Below are 17,221 nucleotides of genomic sequence, written 5' to 3' on the forward strand. Positions count from 1 at the left end.
GGTGGATAGGTGGACGGGCTGGACGCTTACGAAAGATTCTGGTGCAAGGCGTTATGCAGTGGAGTGCCCAGCAGGCTGTTGCGGTTTGCCGCGCTTGCGGGCGTAGCCGCTTGCGACAGACTGGTCCCAATGGATTGTCCCAGTCCGCTCAGTGAATCCAGCGCCCCCTGCATGTCGGTTGTGGCGCAGCCCGTCAATACAAAAGGCAGAAGCAGCAAGCTCCGGTAGTGTTTCATCGCAGTTCCTCGCGAGCTTATCCGTTGAAGAGGGCATTGAGCCGGGCACACCAGGTTTCCGCCGCCCGACGGCTCATGGGGAAACTGAGCACTGGTCGTTGCGGATCGGCGGTTTGCAGCTCGATGGCAAAGTCTTTGGCGCGTACGGTGCGCTCGAAGGTCGGCACGCTCATGCCTGTGCGGTTGACCTGATGGCTACCGCCGTTCATCTCCATGCTCTCGACCTCGCGCCAGGTCATCTGCCAGCCGAGCAGCCAAGAGAAGTCGTGCAGTTTGTATGCGTCATTGACCACATCGCAGGCCGCGAGCTTGCGATTCCTGGAGTCAAAAACAAGGAATGCCGGCGCGGGATAACCCAGGAGATGTCCAGCATCGAATGACAGCCCCTGCTGGGCGTTGATCCTGGCGACAAGGGCCTGACAGCGGGCCTGCAGACGTGCCAGAAAGCGGAAGGACAGCGTGAAGATCGCCAGCGAAATCAGCAGATAGAGCATCAGCTCACTGGTCAACAGCCCCCAAAGCGATGTCTGTGACAGGCGCGCAGGCCCCACGCCGACCATCGCCAGTACAAGAATCAGCGTAAAACCAGCGGCAGCAAGACCTGAAAGCCCAGCCGCCGGAACTGCCAGCGCCGCCGCCGCTCCCATCCCCGCAGTCTTCCAGACGCTTGCCATACGTCATTTCCTCCATTTTGTTACTCATAGAGACCATTTTATGGCGCCTGCATTCAATTGTCACTCATAGTGCGGGTACTTATCGGGCGTAGCCCTATAGAGGGGGTACTCATAGAGTCATTTCTCTTTAAAGAAGAGAGAAATATGGCCCTTGATCCCCGACTACGCTTCGGCCTGAAGCTGATAGAAATCAGAAAGACCAGAGGGTGGTCGCAAGAACGCCTAGCACTGGAAAGTGGCTTGGCACGCAGCTATCTGGGGGGGGTTGAGCGTGGGCAGCGCAACATCGCATTGCTCAACATCTTCAAGCTGGCCGAGGCGCTGGGGGTGGAGCCTTCAGTACTGCTGGAGGCGCCGGCTGCTGGACAGGAGCCTGCACCGTAACATCGTAACGCTACGTTATCGTAACGTTACGATGTCGTCTGAAAGGAGCGAGTGGGCAAGACCACCGGGCAGGCCCACCGAAGGCATATTGGAAACAGCCGACGCCAAGTAGCCCTGCTATTTTTAAATAACGAGTAGCCGCGCAGCGACCGGAGGGTGCGAAGGATTGCCCACAGCCGAAGAGCGGCAGCTACTAGGTTTTCTATAAATACTAGAAAAGCCTAAAAGCAGAACTACTAGGGGCGGTCTCTCCATTTCGCTGAATCCCAGTCCCAGTGGGGTTTACAGGCGATTCCGCACGTCGGCCGTGACTAGCGATGTCACGTAAAACGGCTAGCGATGTCACGTACCGATGACTAGCAATGTCACGTGGACAACTTGCAGAAATGGCACCAAAGCCAGCTCTGGCAAGGGTTTCAGCCTTACTAGTGATGTCACGTGGACAACCCGAAAAGCCCACAGGCTTATCCTCTCCTCTTGGTCGCTGCGATATGTAGGCGTGCAGGGGTGAGGATCAGGTGGTCTCTCGTTTCCTCGATGTGGTTCCGAGCCTCGGGATAGAACAGCAGCGCTTCATTTAGCCGGAGGCGGAAATTGGTCTTGAAGTTGGCCAGCCCCTTAGGAGTATTCGCATAGCCAGAGCCGAACTGCCTCATCAAGCCAGCCCAAGGCACCTGAGCAAGCCGCTTGCCGCCCTTGATTGTCGCCACGTTCAGACTGAACATGCGGTAGACCAGCCATGTGTAGATATCCATCGCCAGAGGCGACTTCTTGAGCGCTTGAAGCGCCTCCATTCTGATCGGCACCGGAGCATGGGTCAGGCTCTCGAAGAAGTCCGTACTGAGGGTGATTGAGCTGTCCCACAGTGCGGGCTGCTCAGTGTCGCGGGCGTTCCAGAAGAGAAATGCCCGTTTGGCGATCAGGATGTTTTCGATACCCAGTGCATCCCCGTCCGCGCCGCTGACGGAGATCAGCGAGCGGACTAGCCGCAAGCTCTGGTCACGCACTCTGGCGATGTACCGGCCATCGTTGTACAGGTCGAGCTTTTCCAGAAATTCCGCCTGTGAGCGCCCCAGCGATAGCTCCGGACTGCCTGTGCGGACGGCCTCGGTACACATCCACGCCAACAGCAGGCGCGGCAGACCGCCATAGGGCACGCCATACTTGGGGTTGGCTGTGATGGAAAGGGTCAGCTTGCCAGTGCCTCGCTCAAAATAGTTGCTCTTGGGGTCTGTGTGGGGGAGCGTAGCCTGCGCCAGAAAGTGCGCGATGTAGCCTGTCGCACCTGCGCTGCGGGCCTGCTCGATCTCCATCTCCACGGCTTCGTCGATCAGGTGGCGCACCCGTGGAGTCAATGCACGGGCGGCGTCGTGCTGCTCCGCCTGCTTCGTCACCTCGGCGGCTTTCTGCCTGATCTGCTCCAGCAAATTGCCCATGCTGCGCATCGTCAAATCCTGACCCTTGGCCGGCGGGATCGCAGCGATCAGGGATGGACAGCGTTGTTGTTGGCGGTGCGGGCAGCAGCGGCCTTCTGTCCGAGCCAGGTATCAATCTCGTGTTCCAGCCATCCGACAACCCGCTTGTTGATCTGGATGCATACCGGGAATGTCGGATCATCGCGTGTGATCCGCCAGAGCGTTACGTCATTGATGCCGCCAAGCTTTTCGCAGACGGCCTTGCGGCGTAGAATTTTCATCGTCCCCACCTCCTGCACATTGAAAGTCGATGCAGGAAGTTTCAGGCGACGACCCGGCAGCGGTCACGGATTCCCGGAAGGGAATTTTTGCAGCAAAAAATCCGACAGCAGCAATGCGGGTCAGGCAAGTGATGCGCGGGCCTCGCTCCAGGTAGCAGCGGCCAAAGTGTATATGGAAGTGACTACAATATGAGTAAAAGCAGAGGCAATGCCGCTTCTATGAACGCTTTCTGGCCAAATTTTGGTTTTAACGTCTAAGCTGGCTGGCTTTTCCCAGGCACTACCCGGCGCGCTCATTAAACACCAGCTTACCAAGTTGGAAACCGGCAAGCCCGCAACCGTAAATGTTGCGGGCTTTTTTCATGCCTGCGCATTAGAATCCGGCACAGAGCAGCCATAACAAGGAGAACGTCATGCTCGCCATTATCGGAGGCAGCAGCCTCGTCAAATTGCCCATTCTCGAAGTCACCCATCGCCAGGTTGTGCGTACCCCGTATGGCGATCCATCCTGCGCGCTGACCTTCGGCCGCATCGGCATGCAGAACGTGGTGTTCATTGCCCGCCACGGCTACGGCAATTCCATCGCCCCGCACGAGATCAACTACCGTGCCAACATCTGGGCCTTGCACAGTGTCGGCGTCAAGGGGGTGATTGCCATCGGCAGCGTCGGCGGCATCCGCCCGGACATGGTGCCGGGCAGTCTGGTAATCCCCGACAACATCGTCGACTACAGCTGGGGCCGCAAGCACACCTTTTTCGAGGGGCCGGACAAGCCGGTGGTGCACGTCGATTTCACCTGGCCGTTTGATGGCGAGCTGCGGGCCCGTCTGCTGCAAACCAGCCGCAAGGCCGGCCTGAGCGTGATCGACGGCGCGGTCTATGCCTGCACCCAGGGGCCAAGGCTGGAGAGTGCGGCGGAAATCCGCCGCATCGAGCGGGATGGTGCCGACATTGTCGGCATGACCGGCATGCCGGAGGCGGCACTGGCACGGGAGCTGGCCTTGCCTTATGCCAATCTCAGCCTGGTGGTGAACTGGGCGGCCGGCAAGGGGTGCTCTGAGATAGTTCGTTTTGATGAGGCCCGGATAGGTTTGCACGTCAGGGAAGTGGAAAAAATCCTATTAACGCTATTCATGTAAATGGGTATGGCCATGTTTAATGATCAAAGTATTCTCATTACTGGTGGTACGGGTTCGTTTGGTCGTTGTTTTATAACTAGTCTGCTGGAGAGCTATCATCCACGGCGAGTTATTGTGTTTTCTCGTGATGAACTGAAACAATATGAAATGCAACAGGATTTTAATAACCCTTGTTTGCGATTTTTTATTGGGGATGTTCGTGATAAAGAGCGGCTAATGCAGGCAATGCAGGGTGTTGATTATGTGGTTCATGCAGCAGCATTAAAGCAAGTGCCAGCTGCCGAGTATAATCCATCTGAGTGTATCAAGACAAACGTACATGGTGCCGAAAATGTAATTGCGGCAGCAATTGCTAATGGAGTAAAGAAAGTAATTGCACTGTCAACAGATAAGGCGGCCAGTCCTGTAAATTTGTATGGTGCGACCAAGTTACTTTCTGACAAATTGTTTGTTGCAGCTAATAACATTACAGGAAGTGATCCGATCCAGTTTGCTGTGGTCCGCTATGGTAATGTAGTTGGTTCACGGGGTTCTGTTGTACCATTTTTTCATAAACTACTGGCTGCCGGAGTAGAGTCCCTACCAATTACTGATGAGCGGATGACCCGTTTCTGGATTACTTTAAACCAAGGCGTCAAGTTTGTTCTTCAAGGGTTTTATCGTATGCAGGGGGGGGAGCTATTTATACCGAAGATCCCATCGGTCAGGATTGTTGATCTGGCTGAGGCTATTGCTCCATCTTTACCAAAAAGAATTATCGGGATTCGACCGGGTGAGAAATTGCATGAAATGATGATTTCAAGAGATGATAGCTTGCATGCTCTCGAATTTATTGATCATTATGTTATTGTTCCATCTATACAGTTTAATAGTATGCCTGATTATCAATGCAACCCGTTAGGCGAGCGAGGAGTTGCCGTGCAGCCGGGTTTTAAATATACTTCAGATAGTAACTCACATTTTCTCAGTGTCGAAGAGTTGCGTATACTGGACCAAGATTTATGATTCCCTACGCGTGCCCGGATATTAATCAGGATGATATTTCCGCGGTAATTGAGGTGCTACGGACTGATTGGCTGACACAAGGGCCTGTGGTGCCCCGTTTCGAGAGAGCCGTTGTTGATTATTGTCAGGCCGGATTCGGAGTAGCGGTTTCTAGTGCCACTGCAGCATTGCATCTGGCATGTCTGGCACTGCAAGTCGGGCCGGGGAGCCGGGTGTGGACCTCACCCAACACCTTTGTGGCGTCTGCCAACTGCGCTCGTTATTGCGGTGCCGAGGTCGACTTTGTCGATATCGATGCAGAGACCGGCAATCTTTCCGTGTTATCGCTGTCAACCAAACTGGTGATTGCCAGTCAGAATGGTACCTTGCCACAGGTATTGGTTGTGGTGCATTTTGCCGGTCAAGCCTGCGAGATGGCCGAGATTGCCCGGTTGGCGCAGCAGTACGGCTTCAAGGTGATTGAGGATGCCTCGCATGCCTTGGGTGCCTGCTATCAGGGAGAGCCGGTAGGTAACTGCCGCTTTAGCGACATCACCGTATTCAGCTTCCATGCGGTCAAACTGGTGGCGTGTGGAGAGGGAGGAATGGCGTGCTGTAAGGACCCGGCACTGGTGGAACGGATGCGCCTGTTGCGCAGTCACGGAGTTACCCGTGAGCATGGTGCGGACGAGGCCTGGGATGGTCCATGGTACTATCAGCAGCAGCTGTTGGGCTTCAATTACCGGATGACCGAGATGCAGGCTGCCCTCGGACTCAGCCAGTTGGCTCGCTTGCCGCAGTTCTTGCAGCAGCGGCGCCAATTGGTGGCACAGTACACTGCATTATTGGGTTCGGGTGCAGTGTCGCCGTTGCAGACACCTGAAGCTGAAGCATCGGCTTGGCACCTTTATGTAGTGCGTTGTCGCGATGCCGAGGAGCGCCGCTATTATTTTGAACAATTGCGAGTGAATGACATTGCAGCCAACGTACATTATATCCCAGTGTATTGGCAGCCGTATTACTGTACCTTGGGCTTTGAGCGAGGTTATTGTCTGCAGGCCGAGTTGTATTACGCAACGGCACTGACGCTACCATTGCATACCCGGCTGGGAACGGTGGATGTTGAGCAGATTGTTAGTGTTTTGAATTCTGGAGAATTTGCATGAGCCAACGGGTGCCGACCGAGCAAGAGAGTTTTTGGCAGGGTAATTTTGGTGATGCCTATGTTGATCGTAATTGCGGCCAACCTTTGCTGGCTTCCAACCTGGCATTTTTCAGTCGCGCACTGCAACAGGTGCAGGGGCTGGGTTCAGTTATTGAATTGGGTGCCAATATCGGGTTGAACCTGCAGGCCTTGGGCTTGCTGTTGCCGGCAGTACGGCGGGTTGGAGTGGAGATCAATGCCAAGGCGCACCGTACTCTGGCACAGCTGCCTGGGATTGAGGCCCGTTTGGGCTCCTTGCTGGACGTGGCTACGGATGAGCAGTTTGATCTTGCCCTGATCAAGGGAGTGCTGATACACCAACATCCAGAGATGCTGCCACAGGCGTACGCGAAGCTGCATGCCCTGTCTGCCAGGTATGTCCTCATTGCCGAGTATTACAACCCAACCCCGGTGGAAGTAGTTTATCGGGGTGAGCATGGCAAACTATTTAAGCGCGATTTTGCCGGTGAAATGCTGGACCGTTATCCAGACCTGATGCTGCGCGATTATGGTTTTATTTATCACCGTGATCATCTGTTTCCGCAAGACGATATGAATTGGTTTCTACTGGAGAAGCGGCAGTGACTGCAATAGTGCCAGTGGTTGCCCTGATTCCGGCGCGGGGGGGCAGCAAGCGTATTCCGCACAAGAACATCCGTCTTTTTAACGGTATTCCCGTCATTGCCCACACTATCGCGGCAGCCAAGGCCAGTGGGCTGTTTGACCGTATCGTGGTCAGCACTGACGATGAGGAAATCATGGCGGTTGCGAAGGCCCATGGTGCCGAGGTGCCATTCAGGCGTCCGCGAGCCCTGGCCGATGATCACACCACTACACTGGATGTCATTCGACATGCTATCGCCATGCTGGGCTTGCCCCCGGAGGCGCTGTGCTGCTGCATTTATGCGACCGCGCCACTGCTTTGTGTTGAAGACTTGCGTGCCGGTTACCGGCAGCTAAGTGACAGGCCAGATAAAGCCTTTGCCTTTCCGGTAACCGTGTACCCGTTTCCGATCCAGCGTGCCTTGCGCAAGCTGGCCGATGGTAGTGTCGAGGCGAGGCAGCCAGAGTACTACCAGACCCGTTCGCAGGATCTGGAGCCCTGCTATCACGATGCTGGTCAGTTCTATTGGGGGCGAGTTCAAGCATGGCTTGATGGTGTCAGCGTATACAGCCCAGCGGCGATCGCACTGGAAATTCCGCATTATCGTGTGCAGGATATCGATACTCCGGCGGATTGGGTGCGTGCCGAATACCTGCAACGCGCCTTGCGGGACGTTCCAGAGATATTCCGGTGAATGTCGTCTTCCGTGCTGATGCTTCTTTTGCCATCAGTTCCGGCCACATCATGCGTTGCCTGACGCTGGCGCAGGCGTTACGGGAGCAGGGGGCGAAATGTCATTTTGTGTGCAAAGCACATCCGGGACATCTTGCTGATCTGATCATTGAGCGTGGCTTCAGCATAATCTTACTGACATGCCATACCTTGCTTGCTATCGATGATTTTCCTGTGCATGCTGCATGGGTCGGTGGTAGCTGGCAGGATGATGCCGAGCAAACGGTTGTGGCATTACAGGGGCAGGAGGTTGATTGTCTGGTGCTGGATCATTACGGTCTGGATGCGCGTTGGCAGCGGCGACTACGTCCTGTTGTCCGGCGCATATTGGTAATTGATGATTTGGCCGACCGTCCACATGATTGCGATGCACTACTGGATCAGAATATTGATTTTGGCCAGCATTCTCGCTACCAAGCATTACTTCCTGCTACAGCGCGACAGCTGTTAGGGCCGCATTACCTATTGTTAGGAGCGGGTTTTCAGCAGCCTGCCACTCTGGAGCCTGGCAAGATATTACAGCGTGGATTGGCATTCTTTGGTGGTGCTGATCCGTGTGGCTATACTTGGCAACTGGTCAATGCGCTGGAATGGCCGTCGTTGCAGGTTGTGGTAGGGGCCAATAACCCATTACGCGACGAGATAGAACAACGCTGTCATGAGAAAGGCTGGTCATTTGCATGCAATACACCGCAGATGGCGAATTTGATGCGCCAGGCTGACTTTGCCATCATCAGCTGCGGTTTTACGGCTTATGAACTAGCCAGCTTGTATGTACCTAGTCTGCTGGTTGCCGTGTCGGACATCCAAGTCAAGGTGGCCAAGGCGCTGGAGGCGGCGGGCGTGGCCTGCTTTGTCGAGGACTTTACTCTGTGTCTGTCAGCGGCTGGTTTACATCAGCAACTGTTGCGTTTGCCTATCCAGCATCCCCGGCTGTACCGGCAGTTTGAATATGGTGGCGCGGAGCGCGTTGCCGAATGGATCATGGAGAATACTGGTGGATCCGACACTGTATGAACACTACAAGTCCCTGGCGCAGCAATATGGCAGCTCCTATCTTTCCGCACAGTATTCCAGTCGTGAATCTCAAGAGCGGCGCTATGAAATTCTGAGCCAGATCGCGCCATTGCAAGGTTGCAAGATTCTGGACTTCGGCTGTGGTGCCGGCCACTTGTTAACCTATCTCACCCAATCCGGTATCCAGTGCGATTACACCGGTGTCGATGGTGTAGAGGATTTTTTTCCGCTTGCAAAGAAGGTCAATCCTCATGGTCGTTTCGGCTATTGGGACGAGTTTGCCGCTGAGCAGTTTGACTATGCTTTTGTCAGTGGCGTGTTCAACAATCGCATGGCGGACAATGTTGCCTTTTACCAGCAAACCCTTCGTGAACTGTTTGCCCGTGTTCGCCATGGCGTGGCATTTAACATGCTGAGTAGCTATGTCGATTATTTCGACGAGGGCTTGTTTTATGTATCACCGGAGCAGGTGTTCACCTTTGTGAAGCGTGAGTTGACACCATTTGTAACCTTACGTCATGACTATCTGGTTAAGGCGGGATCAATTCCATTTGAATTTGCGGTTTATGCCTATAAGCAGGGATAAGTAACGGAATGTTACAGAAAGCTTTTGATACCAGTACGGCCAAGCAAACTGATCCGCTGTGGTGTGCCATCATGCAGCCAACTTATCTGCCATGGAGTGGATATTTCAATTTGATTGCCCGTGTGAAGCACTTTGTTTTCTTGGATGATGTGCAATATGAGAGGCAGTCTTGGCAATGCCAAAACCGGATTTTGAGGCAAAAAGCAGCATTTTTTTTGCGTCTTCCTGTTATCAAAAGTCCACTCAACACCAAAATTGAAGACATTCTTGTTGATGGCACTGCGTGGCGCAAAGCTCATCGCGATCTGGTTTGGGAAAACTACCGTATCAGCCCGTACATTGATCAGGTCATGGTCTTGTTTGATGATGCTTTTCTGGAAGATGAGCAGCAGCATCTGGCCGACATCAATATCAGCCTGATCAAGAATATTGCTACTGCACTGGCCCTGCCAACCCGGTTTGTACGGGCTCGTGATCTGGCTTGTGGCGGGCGACGCTCCGAGCATCTGGATGCTATTTGCCGGAAGCTGGGAGCCACTGATTATTTGTCTCCGCAAGGTTCTGCGGCATATCTGGGGCAGGATGGTTTTACCAAGTTTGCCCGGGCCCGGTTGCATTTCCAGCAATTCGAGCCGATTCCCTATCCACAAATTGGGGACGGGCAATTTGTCTCTTACCTGTCAATCATCGATCAGATCGCGCACTTGGGGCTAGCGGCAACGCGTGCCTATGTGACGGGGGAAACCAATGAAGTTACCAGTTATTGAAATCAGCGGCCGCAAAATTGGTGCTGGCTTTCCACCATATGTGGTGGCTGAAATGTCGGCCAACCATAATGGCAGTCTGGAGCGAGCATTTGCGACCATTCGTGCGGCCAAAGCCGCCGGTGCCGATGCCGTCAAACTGCAGACGTATACTGCAGATATGCTGACATTGGATATCCGTACTGAAGATTTTGCAGTGCAGGGTGGGCTGTGGGATGGCCAGAATCTGTATGACTTGTACAGTGCCGCACAGATGCCTCTGGAGTGGCATCCCCCTTTGTTTGAGTATGCGGCCAACTTGGGCATTACGCTATTCAGTACGCCATTTGCCGAAAGTGCAGTGGATCTGCTGGAAGACCTTAATGCTCCGGCCTACAAGATTGCTTCCTGTGAAATTGTTGATGTCGGCTTGATCCGCTATGCCGCTTCGACAGGTAAGCCATTGATTATTTCTACTGGCATGGCCAGTGTGGATGACATTCATGAGGCGATTGCCGCGGCATACGATGGTGGTTGCCGGCAGCTGGCTATTTTGCATTGTGTCAGCGGTTACCCGGCACCAGCGACAGATTACAACCTGCGTACCCTGCTGGATATGCAGCAGCGATTTGGCCATGTAGTCGGACTGTCTGATCACACCCTGGAATCGGCAACTGCAGTGGCCAGTGTGGTTTTTGGGGCGGCGCTGATTGAAAAACACTTCACTTTGGATCACCTTGATGGAGGTGTTGACGAAGCTTTTTCGCTGGATCCATCAGCATTTGCCAGTTTATGTCGTGATGTGAAAACGGCTTGGCAGGCACTGGGTCAGGTTGATTATGCGGTTAAAAGCAGCGAGCAAGGTAATCTTAAATTCCGCCGCTCATTGTATTTTGTTAAGGATTTGCAGCCAGGAGACCTCATCACTCCGGATGCTGTTCGCTCGGTCCGTCCGGCCTTCGGGTTAGCACCGAAATATCTGGCCAGTATCCTCGGCTGTCGTCTTGTTCAGCCGGTAACTTATGGCTGTCCAGTGACATGGGAAGTTCTTGATAAAACAGCTGGATAATAAAGTATTTTATAAAATTCAATATTCTATCTGATGATTAATTACTAATGTCAAGTATTGATTTTAGGATGCAACTATGAATCAGCATATTTCTGGGAAATATCTGCAAGCTTTTAATGGTGGGGATGATTCAAGGGCCATCCGGTTGGCGAAGAAACATCTGGAAAAACATCCGCAAGATATAGTTGCAGCTGGCACTCTAGCCTCGGCATTGATGCGTCAGGAAAGATTTTCTGAAGCAATTCCTTTTTTCAATCAGGTACTGAAAGTGCAGCCTGATAATCAGCCTATGCAGCTGAATCGTATCTCTTGCTGGCTGGCTACTGATAATGCTGTTATTGCAATTGAGCATTTGCATGAACTATTGGCACATTCGAATAATCGATCTGAACTATGGGATGCCTTAGGGCAGGCAAATGTAAAAATCGGTAGATATCCGGAGGCCTACAGGGCTTTTTGCCAGGCATTGGTATTGCCGGGTTGTCCTGAATCAGTCTATATAAATTTGCTCTATCTTTTTCTGGAGCATGAGCTTTTTGATGCTGATACCGGTCCCCTTGCGAAATGGATTGAAAATCCGAAAACACATCCTGCCTTGCGCCTGAATTATGCAACAGTATTACATCGGCGGACACGGTTCATCGAGGCGCATGATTTATGGTTAAAGTTACTGGCTGATCTCCCACAGTATCCTGATGTTGCTGATAGCACGTATGCCCAGCTTTATGCCAATCTTGCAGGAGTTTGTATTGAGTTAAGCCGGATAGAGGATGCTCTCATCTATTGCAATAAGGCAGAACAATATGGCTATGCCGCTGAGCAACTGCTAGGTTATCGTGCACAGCTATGTCGTACCCAGGGCCTATATGGGCAGGCAATGGATTATGCACAAGAAGCTATTCAGCATAACCCGGAATTCGATGGCATGTTCAGTTTGCAGGGGGGGCTGTTATTGGACTACGGAGATGTGGCGGAGTCTTGGCGCGCACACCAGAAGGCCTTGGTGTTATCTCCGGATAACCGTCAATTTCAGTTTGTTGCTGCATTCACTTGTTTTGCCCTCAGGGATGACTTGCGAGAGGCTTGGGCCTTATATGAAGGCCGCTGGTTTAATCCGCGTACCGGCTGCAAGTCAGTATTGCCCTGGCCGGAATGGCAGGGAGGCAAGCAACAAGGACGGTTGTTGCTTTACCGAGAGCAAGGGCTGGGTGATGAGATATTCTGGGCATCAATGTTTGGGGAGGTGAGCCAGTACTTTGATGCGGTGTTGTGTGTTTGCCATGAAAAATTGCAGACACTCTTTTCCCGGTCTTTTCCGGATATCGTATTTGTTGCAGACCGCCCATCTTCACATCCGCTGGTATTCGAGCAATTCACTAGCCAATTATCAATCGGTAGTCTTGGTGCGATACTGCGCCCTCATCGTAGTAACTTCGCCCATACGCCAGAATCCTTTCTGATTGCAGATCCTGTGCGAGCAGAGCATTGGCGGCAGCGTTTGTCCCGGCTTGGAACCGGTTTGAAGGTAGGCCTGGCTTGGCGCAGTGTGGATTTGACTGGTGGCCGTGGCATTCACTATCCACCGCTGCCCGAGCTAAAACCATTGTTGCAAGTACACGGAATCGAGTTCATTAATCTGCAATATTGCGCCACAGCGGAAGAGTGTGCCGAAATCGAGAGCATGCTGGGGCGGCCATTTTATAACTTCAGAGAAGTAGATCATTTTGATGACCTGGATGCGTCCGCGGCATTGATGGCAGCATGCGATGTTGTTATTGCCCCTTGCACCGCAACGGCGGCATTGGCTGCGGCAGTAGGGGTGCCAGTACTGGAACTGGAAGCGGTAGCGGTGAATGGTTTTCAGCTGGGGCAGCAGCAAAGCCCGTGGGTACCGATGATGACCCGGTTTGGCAAACAGCCGGATGAACCATGGTCTGTGGTGGTTGAGCAGGTAGCATTGGTGATATGGCAGTTGCAGCAAGAGCACTGCCGGACATGAAAGCAGAATTCTGCTGAAAAAATCCTAAAGTCTTGTTGGTGACGGACGATAACTTGTCTGAGGCAAGGATACCGGCGAGCAAGCAGTGATTCTGACGACGGGCCCTGAACTGCCGATTTATGTCCCAAGGAGACTTAAACATGCTTACCATCAACACCAACGTGGCTTCGCTGAACTCGCAGCGTAATCTGTCCGGTTCCCAAAGCGCCTTGTCCACCTCGCTGCAGCGCCTGTCCTCCGGTCTGCGCATCAACAGTGCCAAGGACGATGCTGCTGGTCTGGCCATTTCCGAGCGCATGAGCGGCCAGGTCCGCGGTATGGACCAGGCACGTCGCAACGCCAACGACGGCGTATCGATGGCGCAGACTGCCGAAGGCGCGCTGTCTTCCGCTGGTAACATCCTGCAGCGTATCCGCGAGCTGGCGGTGCAGTCGTCCAACTCCAGCAACTCGGCATCCGACCGCCAGGCCCTGCAGTCCGAAGTGACGCAGCTGACTTCCGAGCTGGACCGCATTTCCCAGACCACCGAATTCAACGGCCAGAAGCTGCTGGACGGTTCGTCCGGTACCCTGACCTTCCAGGTCGGTGCCAACGCCAACCAGACTATTTCGGCAACCGGCTCCAACTTCCGTACCAGCAACTACGGCAATAATAATGTCACAAAAGCCCAAGCTACGACTAACTCTGCTACAAGCTTGGTATCGACACAGGCTATTACTGTCGCTGGTTCTCTTGGTTCTAAAGCCTACACAACGAAGACAGGTGATTCTGCCAAGACCATTGCCGCAGGGATCAATCAGCTGACTTCGCAAACCGGTGTGAAGGCCGAAGCCAAAACCGAAGCCAACTTGGCGCTGGGTGCCAGCGGCACCTTCTCTATCGATATTACTTCTGATAATGCCACTGCGCAGACCATATCGTTCCGTACTGGTGCCACTGTTGCCAATGCCGATGACTACGCCGAGGCAATCAATGCGATCAATGCTGCCAGCGGCAAAACCGGCGTTACTGCCGAGTATGATCCGGATTCGTTGGGTGGCATCAAGCTGACCAATGCCAGTGGTGCCGATATCAAGATTGACAACAAAACAGGTTCTTCCGATATTACGTTGGCAACTTATAACAACACTGGTACGACTCCTGCACTGGTAGCTTCCGGTGGTGCTACTGCCAGCACCAAGAGTGTGATTGCAGTCGGTACCGTAACATTCGACTCTGACAAGAGCTTTGTTGTGACTGATGCAGGTTCCGGTCTGGCGTTGAGTGGTTCGTCGTCACTGAAAACCGTGGCCTCGCTGGATGTGACTTCGTTTGCCAATTCACAGAAAGCGATCAAGATCGTTGACTCCGCCCTGCAGGCGATCAACGGCCAGCGCGCCCAGTTCGGTGCCTTGCAGTCCCGCTTCGAGAACACCATCTCCAACCTGCAGACATCGTCGGAGAACCTGAGTGCCTCGCGTAGCCGTATTCAGGATACCGACTTTGCTTCAGAAACGGCTAAACTGAGCCGTAACCAGGTGCTGCAGCAGGCGGGTACCGCCATGCTGGCACAGGCCAACCAGCTGCCGCAGAACGTACTGTCGCTGCTGCGTTAATCGAGGTGCGCGAGGGCCTGGCTCTCCTGTAACCCAGCGTGCCTGGCGTGGCCTCCACGCCAGGCTTTTCGTCTTGGAGGTGTACTATGTCGTCATTATCGCCACTGTTGCCTGTTGCCACGCCGGCGGCCACACCCTTGTCTGACACTGCGGGCCGTACGGCGCCGTTGCCGGCCCAGCAGGCCAGCGCCCCGACGGTGCCGGTTTCCGCCTCTGCGGTACAGGCGCTCTCCAGCACCGCTGCCGGCAGCCAGGGCAAGAACGTGGCGGACAAGGAAGAGCTGACGCAGGCTACGGAAAAGATCAGCAAGCTGGTCGCCACCTTTGCCAGCGAGCTGAACTTTTCCATCGATGAAGATCTGGGCGTGCCGGTCGTGAAGGTGATCGACAAGCACACCGACAAGGTGATCCGCCAGATTCCGACCGAAGAAGTGCTGGAAATGTCCAAGAACCTGGACAAGCTGGTCGGTGTTCTGTATCAGAGCAAGGCGTGATTTTGATGGCAGCAGGCGTGGCGCCGGCGGGTGTCGCGACGGAATAATGGCGGGAGGCATATCATGGCATTGAGTTCGAGCGGTCTTGGTTCCGGGATGGATATTGACGGCCTGGTTTCCAAGCTGATGAATATTGAAACCCGCCCTTTATTGCAGCTGCAGCAGAAACAGCAGGTTTTCGAAAGCAAGATCTCGGCGGTCGGCCAGGTCAAGAGTGGTCTGGCATCGTTCCAGTCTGCGCTGAAGGCGCTGCAGGACCCGGCCAAGTACCAGACGCTGGCGGCGACATCTTCCGACAAGGACGTGGCCGAGATCAGTGCCGGCGCCAAGGCACCGGTAGGCGGTTTCAGCCTGAAGGTGGAAACGTTGGCCGCAGCGCAGAAGCTGTCGTCGGGTATCTTCACCAGCAGCAAGACCGCCATCAATGGCGCGACCGAGGAGACGCTCAGCTTTTCCTTTGGCACCACCTCCGGTGCCACCTTCACGCCGCTATCCGGCTCGACCCAGAAAGATGTCAAGATCCCGGCCAATGCCACGCTGGAGCAGATGCGCGATGCAGTCAACAAGGCCAATATCGGTGTCAGTGCCAGTATCGTGAATGACGGCAGCGGCTACCGGCTGATCTATTCCTCCGGCAAGACCGGCACCGAGAGCACGCTGAAGGTAACGGCGGCGGGTGGTGCCACTTCACCGCTGGCGAACCTGACCCACGATCCGGCAGGGACGACCATGACGGTGCTGCAGGCGGCCAAGGATTCCGTTTTCTATGTTGACGGCCTGAGAATTACCAAGCAGTCCAACACCGTCAGCGATGCCATCGATGGCGTGACGCTGACGCTGAAGAAAGAGCAGGAAGCGGGCGATGCGGCGCTGAAGATGAATGTCAGCCGCGATACGGCCGGCATCAAGAAAACACTGGAGGATTTTGTAAAGTCGTATAACGACTTTACCAAGGTCCTGAAAGAGACGACGGCATCGGCACCGGGCAAGACTCCGGGAGAGGCCGGTTCGTCGTCGCCGTTGAGCGGAGTTTCGGCGATTCGCGGCATCGAAACGCAACTGCGTGCCGCTTTCGGTACGGCGAGCAACAATAGCGGCAGCTACCAGGTTGCCAGCCAGCTGGGGCTGAGTTTTTCCAAAGATGGCAGCCTGAGCCTGGATTCGGCCAAGCTGAGCAAGGCGATCGAGGCCGCGCCGGACGACGTGGCCAGGTTTTTTGCCACCGGTGCCCAGATCGATGGCAAGGGCATGTCCTATGTGTCGAGTACTGCCAAGACCGTGGCCGGCAGCTACGAAGTCTCCGTCAGCGCCCTGACCAATGGCTACAATCAGGCCGCTAGCGTGCCGACGCTGCCGGTATCCGGCACCAATGTCTTTTCTGTCATGATTGACAGCACCACGGTCAATACCCAGGTAACCGGCACCTATAACAGTGCCACCGAATTGGCCAAGGCGCTGGAGACGGCAATCAACAGCGATGTCGGCCTGACGGCGGCCAAGGGGCAGGTTTCGGTTTCGGTCGATGAAGATAGCGGCAAATTGCTGATTTCTTCAGTCAAGACCGGTGCCGAATCCAAGGTCAATGTGCTGAGCGGCCTGGATTTTGCCGGCTTTGCCGCTGGCAGTGGTGTGGATGGCTCGGCGAGTGTGGCCGGTACCATCGGCGGCTACGCGGCCCGGGGCGACGGCAGCAAGCTGATCGGCGCAGTCGGTACCCCGGTGGAGGGCCTGACCATCGATATCAGCGGTGGTACCATCGGTGACCGTGGCTCGCTGACCTACACCCAGGGTTTCTCCTTCAATCTGGACAAGAAGCTGGAGGGGATGCTCAGCACCAACGGCACGCTCGATTCGTTTGACAAGGGTTTGAATGCATCGCTGAAAGACTTGCAGAAGCAGCAGGACGTTGTGTCCAAGCGCCTGACGGCGACCGAGGCGCGCTACAGGGCCCAGTTCAATGCCATGGACCGCCTGCTGGCGCAACTGAATGCCAGCAGCACCTTCCTGAGCCAGCAAATCAGCAGCATGCAAAGTAGTTCCTGAAGCAGATAACATCAATTAAGGC

18 protein-coding genes are annotated in these 17,221 nt (G+C 54.4%); 14 read left to right on the top strand and 4 right to left on the bottom strand.

Annotated elements, in window-relative coordinates:
* Positions 1 to 26 precede the first annotated feature (26 nt).
* Both IE083_RS11345 and IE083_RS11350 read right to left on the bottom strand, forming a co-directional pair.
* The gene (locus IE083_RS11345) at positions 27 to 236 is read right to left on the bottom strand and encodes a hypothetical protein (RefSeq protein ID WP_229799722.1); all 210 of its coding nucleotides are present in this window, start codon (positions 234 to 236) and stop codon (positions 27 to 29) included.
* A 17-nt stretch (positions 237 to 253) separates the two neighbouring features.
* Positions 254 to 910: a hypothetical protein gene (locus IE083_RS11350; RefSeq protein ID WP_189353716.1), complete on the bottom strand. Its 657-nt coding sequence runs from the start codon at positions 908 to 910 to the stop codon at positions 254 to 256.
* A gap of 144 nt (positions 911 to 1,054) precedes the next feature.
* On the opposite strand from IE083_RS11350, the gene IE083_RS11355 reads away from it, so the two are divergent.
* The gene (locus IE083_RS11355; protein WP_011806687.1) at positions 1,055 to 1,294 is read left to right on the top strand and encodes a helix-turn-helix domain-containing protein; all 240 of its coding nucleotides are present in this window, start codon (positions 1,055 to 1,057) and stop codon (positions 1,292 to 1,294) included.
* Positions 1,295 to 1,758: 464 nt separating this feature from the next.
* On the opposite strand, the gene IE083_RS11360 is transcribed toward IE083_RS11355, so the two are convergent.
* Both IE083_RS11360 and IE083_RS11365 read right to left on the bottom strand, forming a co-directional pair.
* Positions 1,759 to 2,739 carry a replication protein RepA gene (locus IE083_RS11360; RefSeq protein WP_189353717.1) on the bottom strand — a complete coding sequence of 327 codons (981 nt, stop codon included), beginning with the start codon at positions 2,737 to 2,739 and terminating at the stop codon, positions 1,759 to 1,761.
* A gap of 38 nt (positions 2,740 to 2,777) precedes the next feature.
* On the bottom strand, positions 2,778 to 2,990 hold the full coding sequence (locus tag IE083_RS11365) for a helix-turn-helix transcriptional regulator (RefSeq protein WP_021264081.1): 213 nt from the start codon (positions 2,988 to 2,990) through the stop codon (positions 2,778 to 2,780).
* Between the two features lie 413 nt (positions 2,991 to 3,403).
* On the opposite strand from IE083_RS11365, the gene IE083_RS11370 reads away from it, so the two are divergent.
* The 13 genes from IE083_RS11370 (at position 3,404) to fliD (ending at position 17,199) form a co-directional block, all read left to right on the top strand.
* Positions 3,404 to 4,129, top strand: a complete 726-nt coding sequence (locus IE083_RS11370; protein WP_189353718.1) for an S-methyl-5'-thioinosine phosphorylase — start codon at positions 3,404 to 3,406, stop codon at positions 4,127 to 4,129.
* Positions 4,130 to 4,141: 12 nt separating this feature from the next.
* Positions 4,142 to 5,134, top strand: a complete 993-nt coding sequence (gene pseB / locus IE083_RS11375; protein WP_189353719.1) for a UDP-N-acetylglucosamine 4,6-dehydratase (inverting) — start codon at positions 4,142 to 4,144, stop codon at positions 5,132 to 5,134.
* On the top strand, positions 5,131 to 6,279 hold the full coding sequence (gene pseC / locus IE083_RS11380; protein WP_189353720.1) for a UDP-4-amino-4,6-dideoxy-N-acetyl-beta-L-altrosamine transaminase: 1,149 nt from the start codon (positions 5,131 to 5,133) through the stop codon (positions 6,277 to 6,279). Before pseB ends, pseC begins: the two co-directional genes overlap by 4 nt.
* The gene (locus IE083_RS11385; RefSeq protein WP_189353721.1) at positions 6,276 to 6,902 is read left to right on the top strand and encodes a pseudaminic acid biosynthesis-associated methylase; all 627 of its coding nucleotides are present in this window, start codon (positions 6,276 to 6,278) and stop codon (positions 6,900 to 6,902) included. Before pseC ends, IE083_RS11385 begins: the two co-directional genes overlap by 4 nt.
* Positions 6,903 to 6,916: 14 nt before the next feature.
* Positions 6,917 to 7,615 (top strand): pseudaminic acid cytidylyltransferase, encoded by a 699-nt coding sequence (gene pseF / locus IE083_RS11390; RefSeq protein WP_229799723.1) that lies wholly within the window; start codon positions 6,917 to 6,919, stop codon positions 7,613 to 7,615.
* Positions 7,612 to 8,670: a UDP-2,4-diacetamido-2,4,6-trideoxy-beta-L-altropyranose hydrolase gene (gene pseG, locus IE083_RS11395; protein ID WP_189353722.1), complete on the top strand. Its 1,059-nt coding sequence runs from the start codon at positions 7,612 to 7,614 to the stop codon at positions 8,668 to 8,670. The genes pseF and pseG overlap by 4 nt, the downstream gene beginning before the upstream one ends.
* Entirely contained in the window at positions 8,651 to 9,256 is a 606-nt protein-coding gene (locus tag IE083_RS11400; RefSeq protein WP_189353723.1) for a class I SAM-dependent methyltransferase, read from the top strand. The genes pseG and IE083_RS11400 overlap by 20 nt, the downstream gene beginning before the upstream one ends.
* Before the next feature lie 8 nt (positions 9,257 to 9,264).
* Positions 9,265 to 10,023, top strand: coding sequence for a WbqC family protein (locus IE083_RS11405; RefSeq protein WP_189353724.1), 759 nt, complete (start codon positions 9,265 to 9,267; stop codon positions 10,021 to 10,023).
* Positions 10,004 to 11,068 carry a pseudaminic acid synthase gene (gene pseI, locus IE083_RS11410; protein ID WP_189353725.1) on the top strand — a complete coding sequence of 355 codons (1,065 nt, stop codon included), beginning with the start codon at positions 10,004 to 10,006 and terminating at the stop codon, positions 11,066 to 11,068. Before IE083_RS11405 ends, pseI begins: the two co-directional genes overlap by 20 nt.
* A gap of 76 nt (positions 11,069 to 11,144) precedes the next feature.
* The gene (locus IE083_RS11415; protein WP_189353726.1) at positions 11,145 to 13,067 is read left to right on the top strand and encodes a tetratricopeptide repeat protein; all 1,923 of its coding nucleotides are present in this window, start codon (positions 11,145 to 11,147) and stop codon (positions 13,065 to 13,067) included.
* Positions 13,068 to 13,186: 119 nt separating this feature from the next.
* Entirely contained in the window at positions 13,187 to 14,662 is a 1,476-nt protein-coding gene (locus IE083_RS16010; RefSeq protein WP_308426743.1) for a flagellin N-terminal helical domain-containing protein, read from the top strand.
* A 137-nt stretch (positions 14,663 to 14,799) separates the two neighbouring features.
* Positions 14,800 to 15,156: a flagellar protein FlaG gene (locus tag IE083_RS11425; protein WP_229799724.1), complete on the top strand. Its 357-nt coding sequence runs from the start codon at positions 14,800 to 14,802 to the stop codon at positions 15,154 to 15,156.
* A 63-nt stretch (positions 15,157 to 15,219) separates the two neighbouring features.
* Complete coding sequence (fliD, locus tag IE083_RS11430; protein ID WP_189353728.1) at positions 15,220 to 17,199, top strand: flagellar filament capping protein FliD; 1,980 nt, start codon at positions 15,220 to 15,222, stop codon at positions 17,197 to 17,199.
* Positions 17,200 to 17,221 lie beyond the last annotated feature (22 nt).

The organism is Vogesella fluminis (assembly GCF_014652335.1).
GTDB classification, from domain to species: domain Bacteria; phylum Pseudomonadota; class Gammaproteobacteria; order Burkholderiales; family Chromobacteriaceae; genus Vogesella; species Vogesella fluminis.

Bases quoted from the DNA above. Each gene is read 5' to 3' on its own strand.
- IE083_RS11345 (WP_229799722.1), bottom strand. From the start codon at position 236: ATGAAACACTACCGGAGCTTGCTGCTTCTGCCTTTTGTATTGACGGGC.
- IE083_RS11350 (WP_189353716.1), bottom strand. From the start codon at position 910: ATGGCAAGCGTCTGGAAGACTGCGGGGATGGGAGCGGCGGCGGCGCTG.
- IE083_RS11355 (WP_011806687.1), top strand. From the start codon at position 1,055: ATGGCCCTTGATCCCCGACTACGCTTCGGCCTGAAGCTGATAGAAATC.
- IE083_RS11360 (WP_189353717.1), bottom strand. From the start codon at position 2,739: ATGCGCAGCATGGGCAATTTGCTGGAGCAGATCAGGCAGAAAGCCGCC.
- IE083_RS11365 (WP_021264081.1), bottom strand. From the start codon at position 2,990: ATGAAAATTCTACGCCGCAAGGCCGTCTGCGAAAAGCTTGGCGGCATC.
- IE083_RS11370 (WP_189353718.1), top strand. From the start codon at position 3,404: ATGCTCGCCATTATCGGAGGCAGCAGCCTCGTCAAATTGCCCATTCTC.
- pseB (WP_189353719.1), top strand. From the start codon at position 4,142: ATGTTTAATGATCAAAGTATTCTCATTACTGGTGGTACGGGTTCGTTT.
- pseC (WP_189353720.1), top strand. From the start codon at position 5,131: ATGATTCCCTACGCGTGCCCGGATATTAATCAGGATGATATTTCCGCG.
- IE083_RS11385 (WP_189353721.1), top strand. From the start codon at position 6,276: ATGAGCCAACGGGTGCCGACCGAGCAAGAGAGTTTTTGGCAGGGTAAT.
- IE083_RS11405 (WP_189353724.1), top strand. From the start codon at position 9,265: ATGTTACAGAAAGCTTTTGATACCAGTACGGCCAAGCAAACTGATCCG.
- pseI (WP_189353725.1), top strand. From the start codon at position 10,004: ATGAAGTTACCAGTTATTGAAATCAGCGGCCGCAAAATTGGTGCTGGC.
- IE083_RS11415 (WP_189353726.1), top strand. From the start codon at position 11,145: ATGAATCAGCATATTTCTGGGAAATATCTGCAAGCTTTTAATGGTGGG.
- IE083_RS16010 (WP_308426743.1), top strand. From the start codon at position 13,187: ATGTCCCAAGGAGACTTAAACATGCTTACCATCAACACCAACGTGGCT.
- fliD (WP_189353728.1), top strand. From the start codon at position 15,220: ATGGCATTGAGTTCGAGCGGTCTTGGTTCCGGGATGGATATTGACGGC.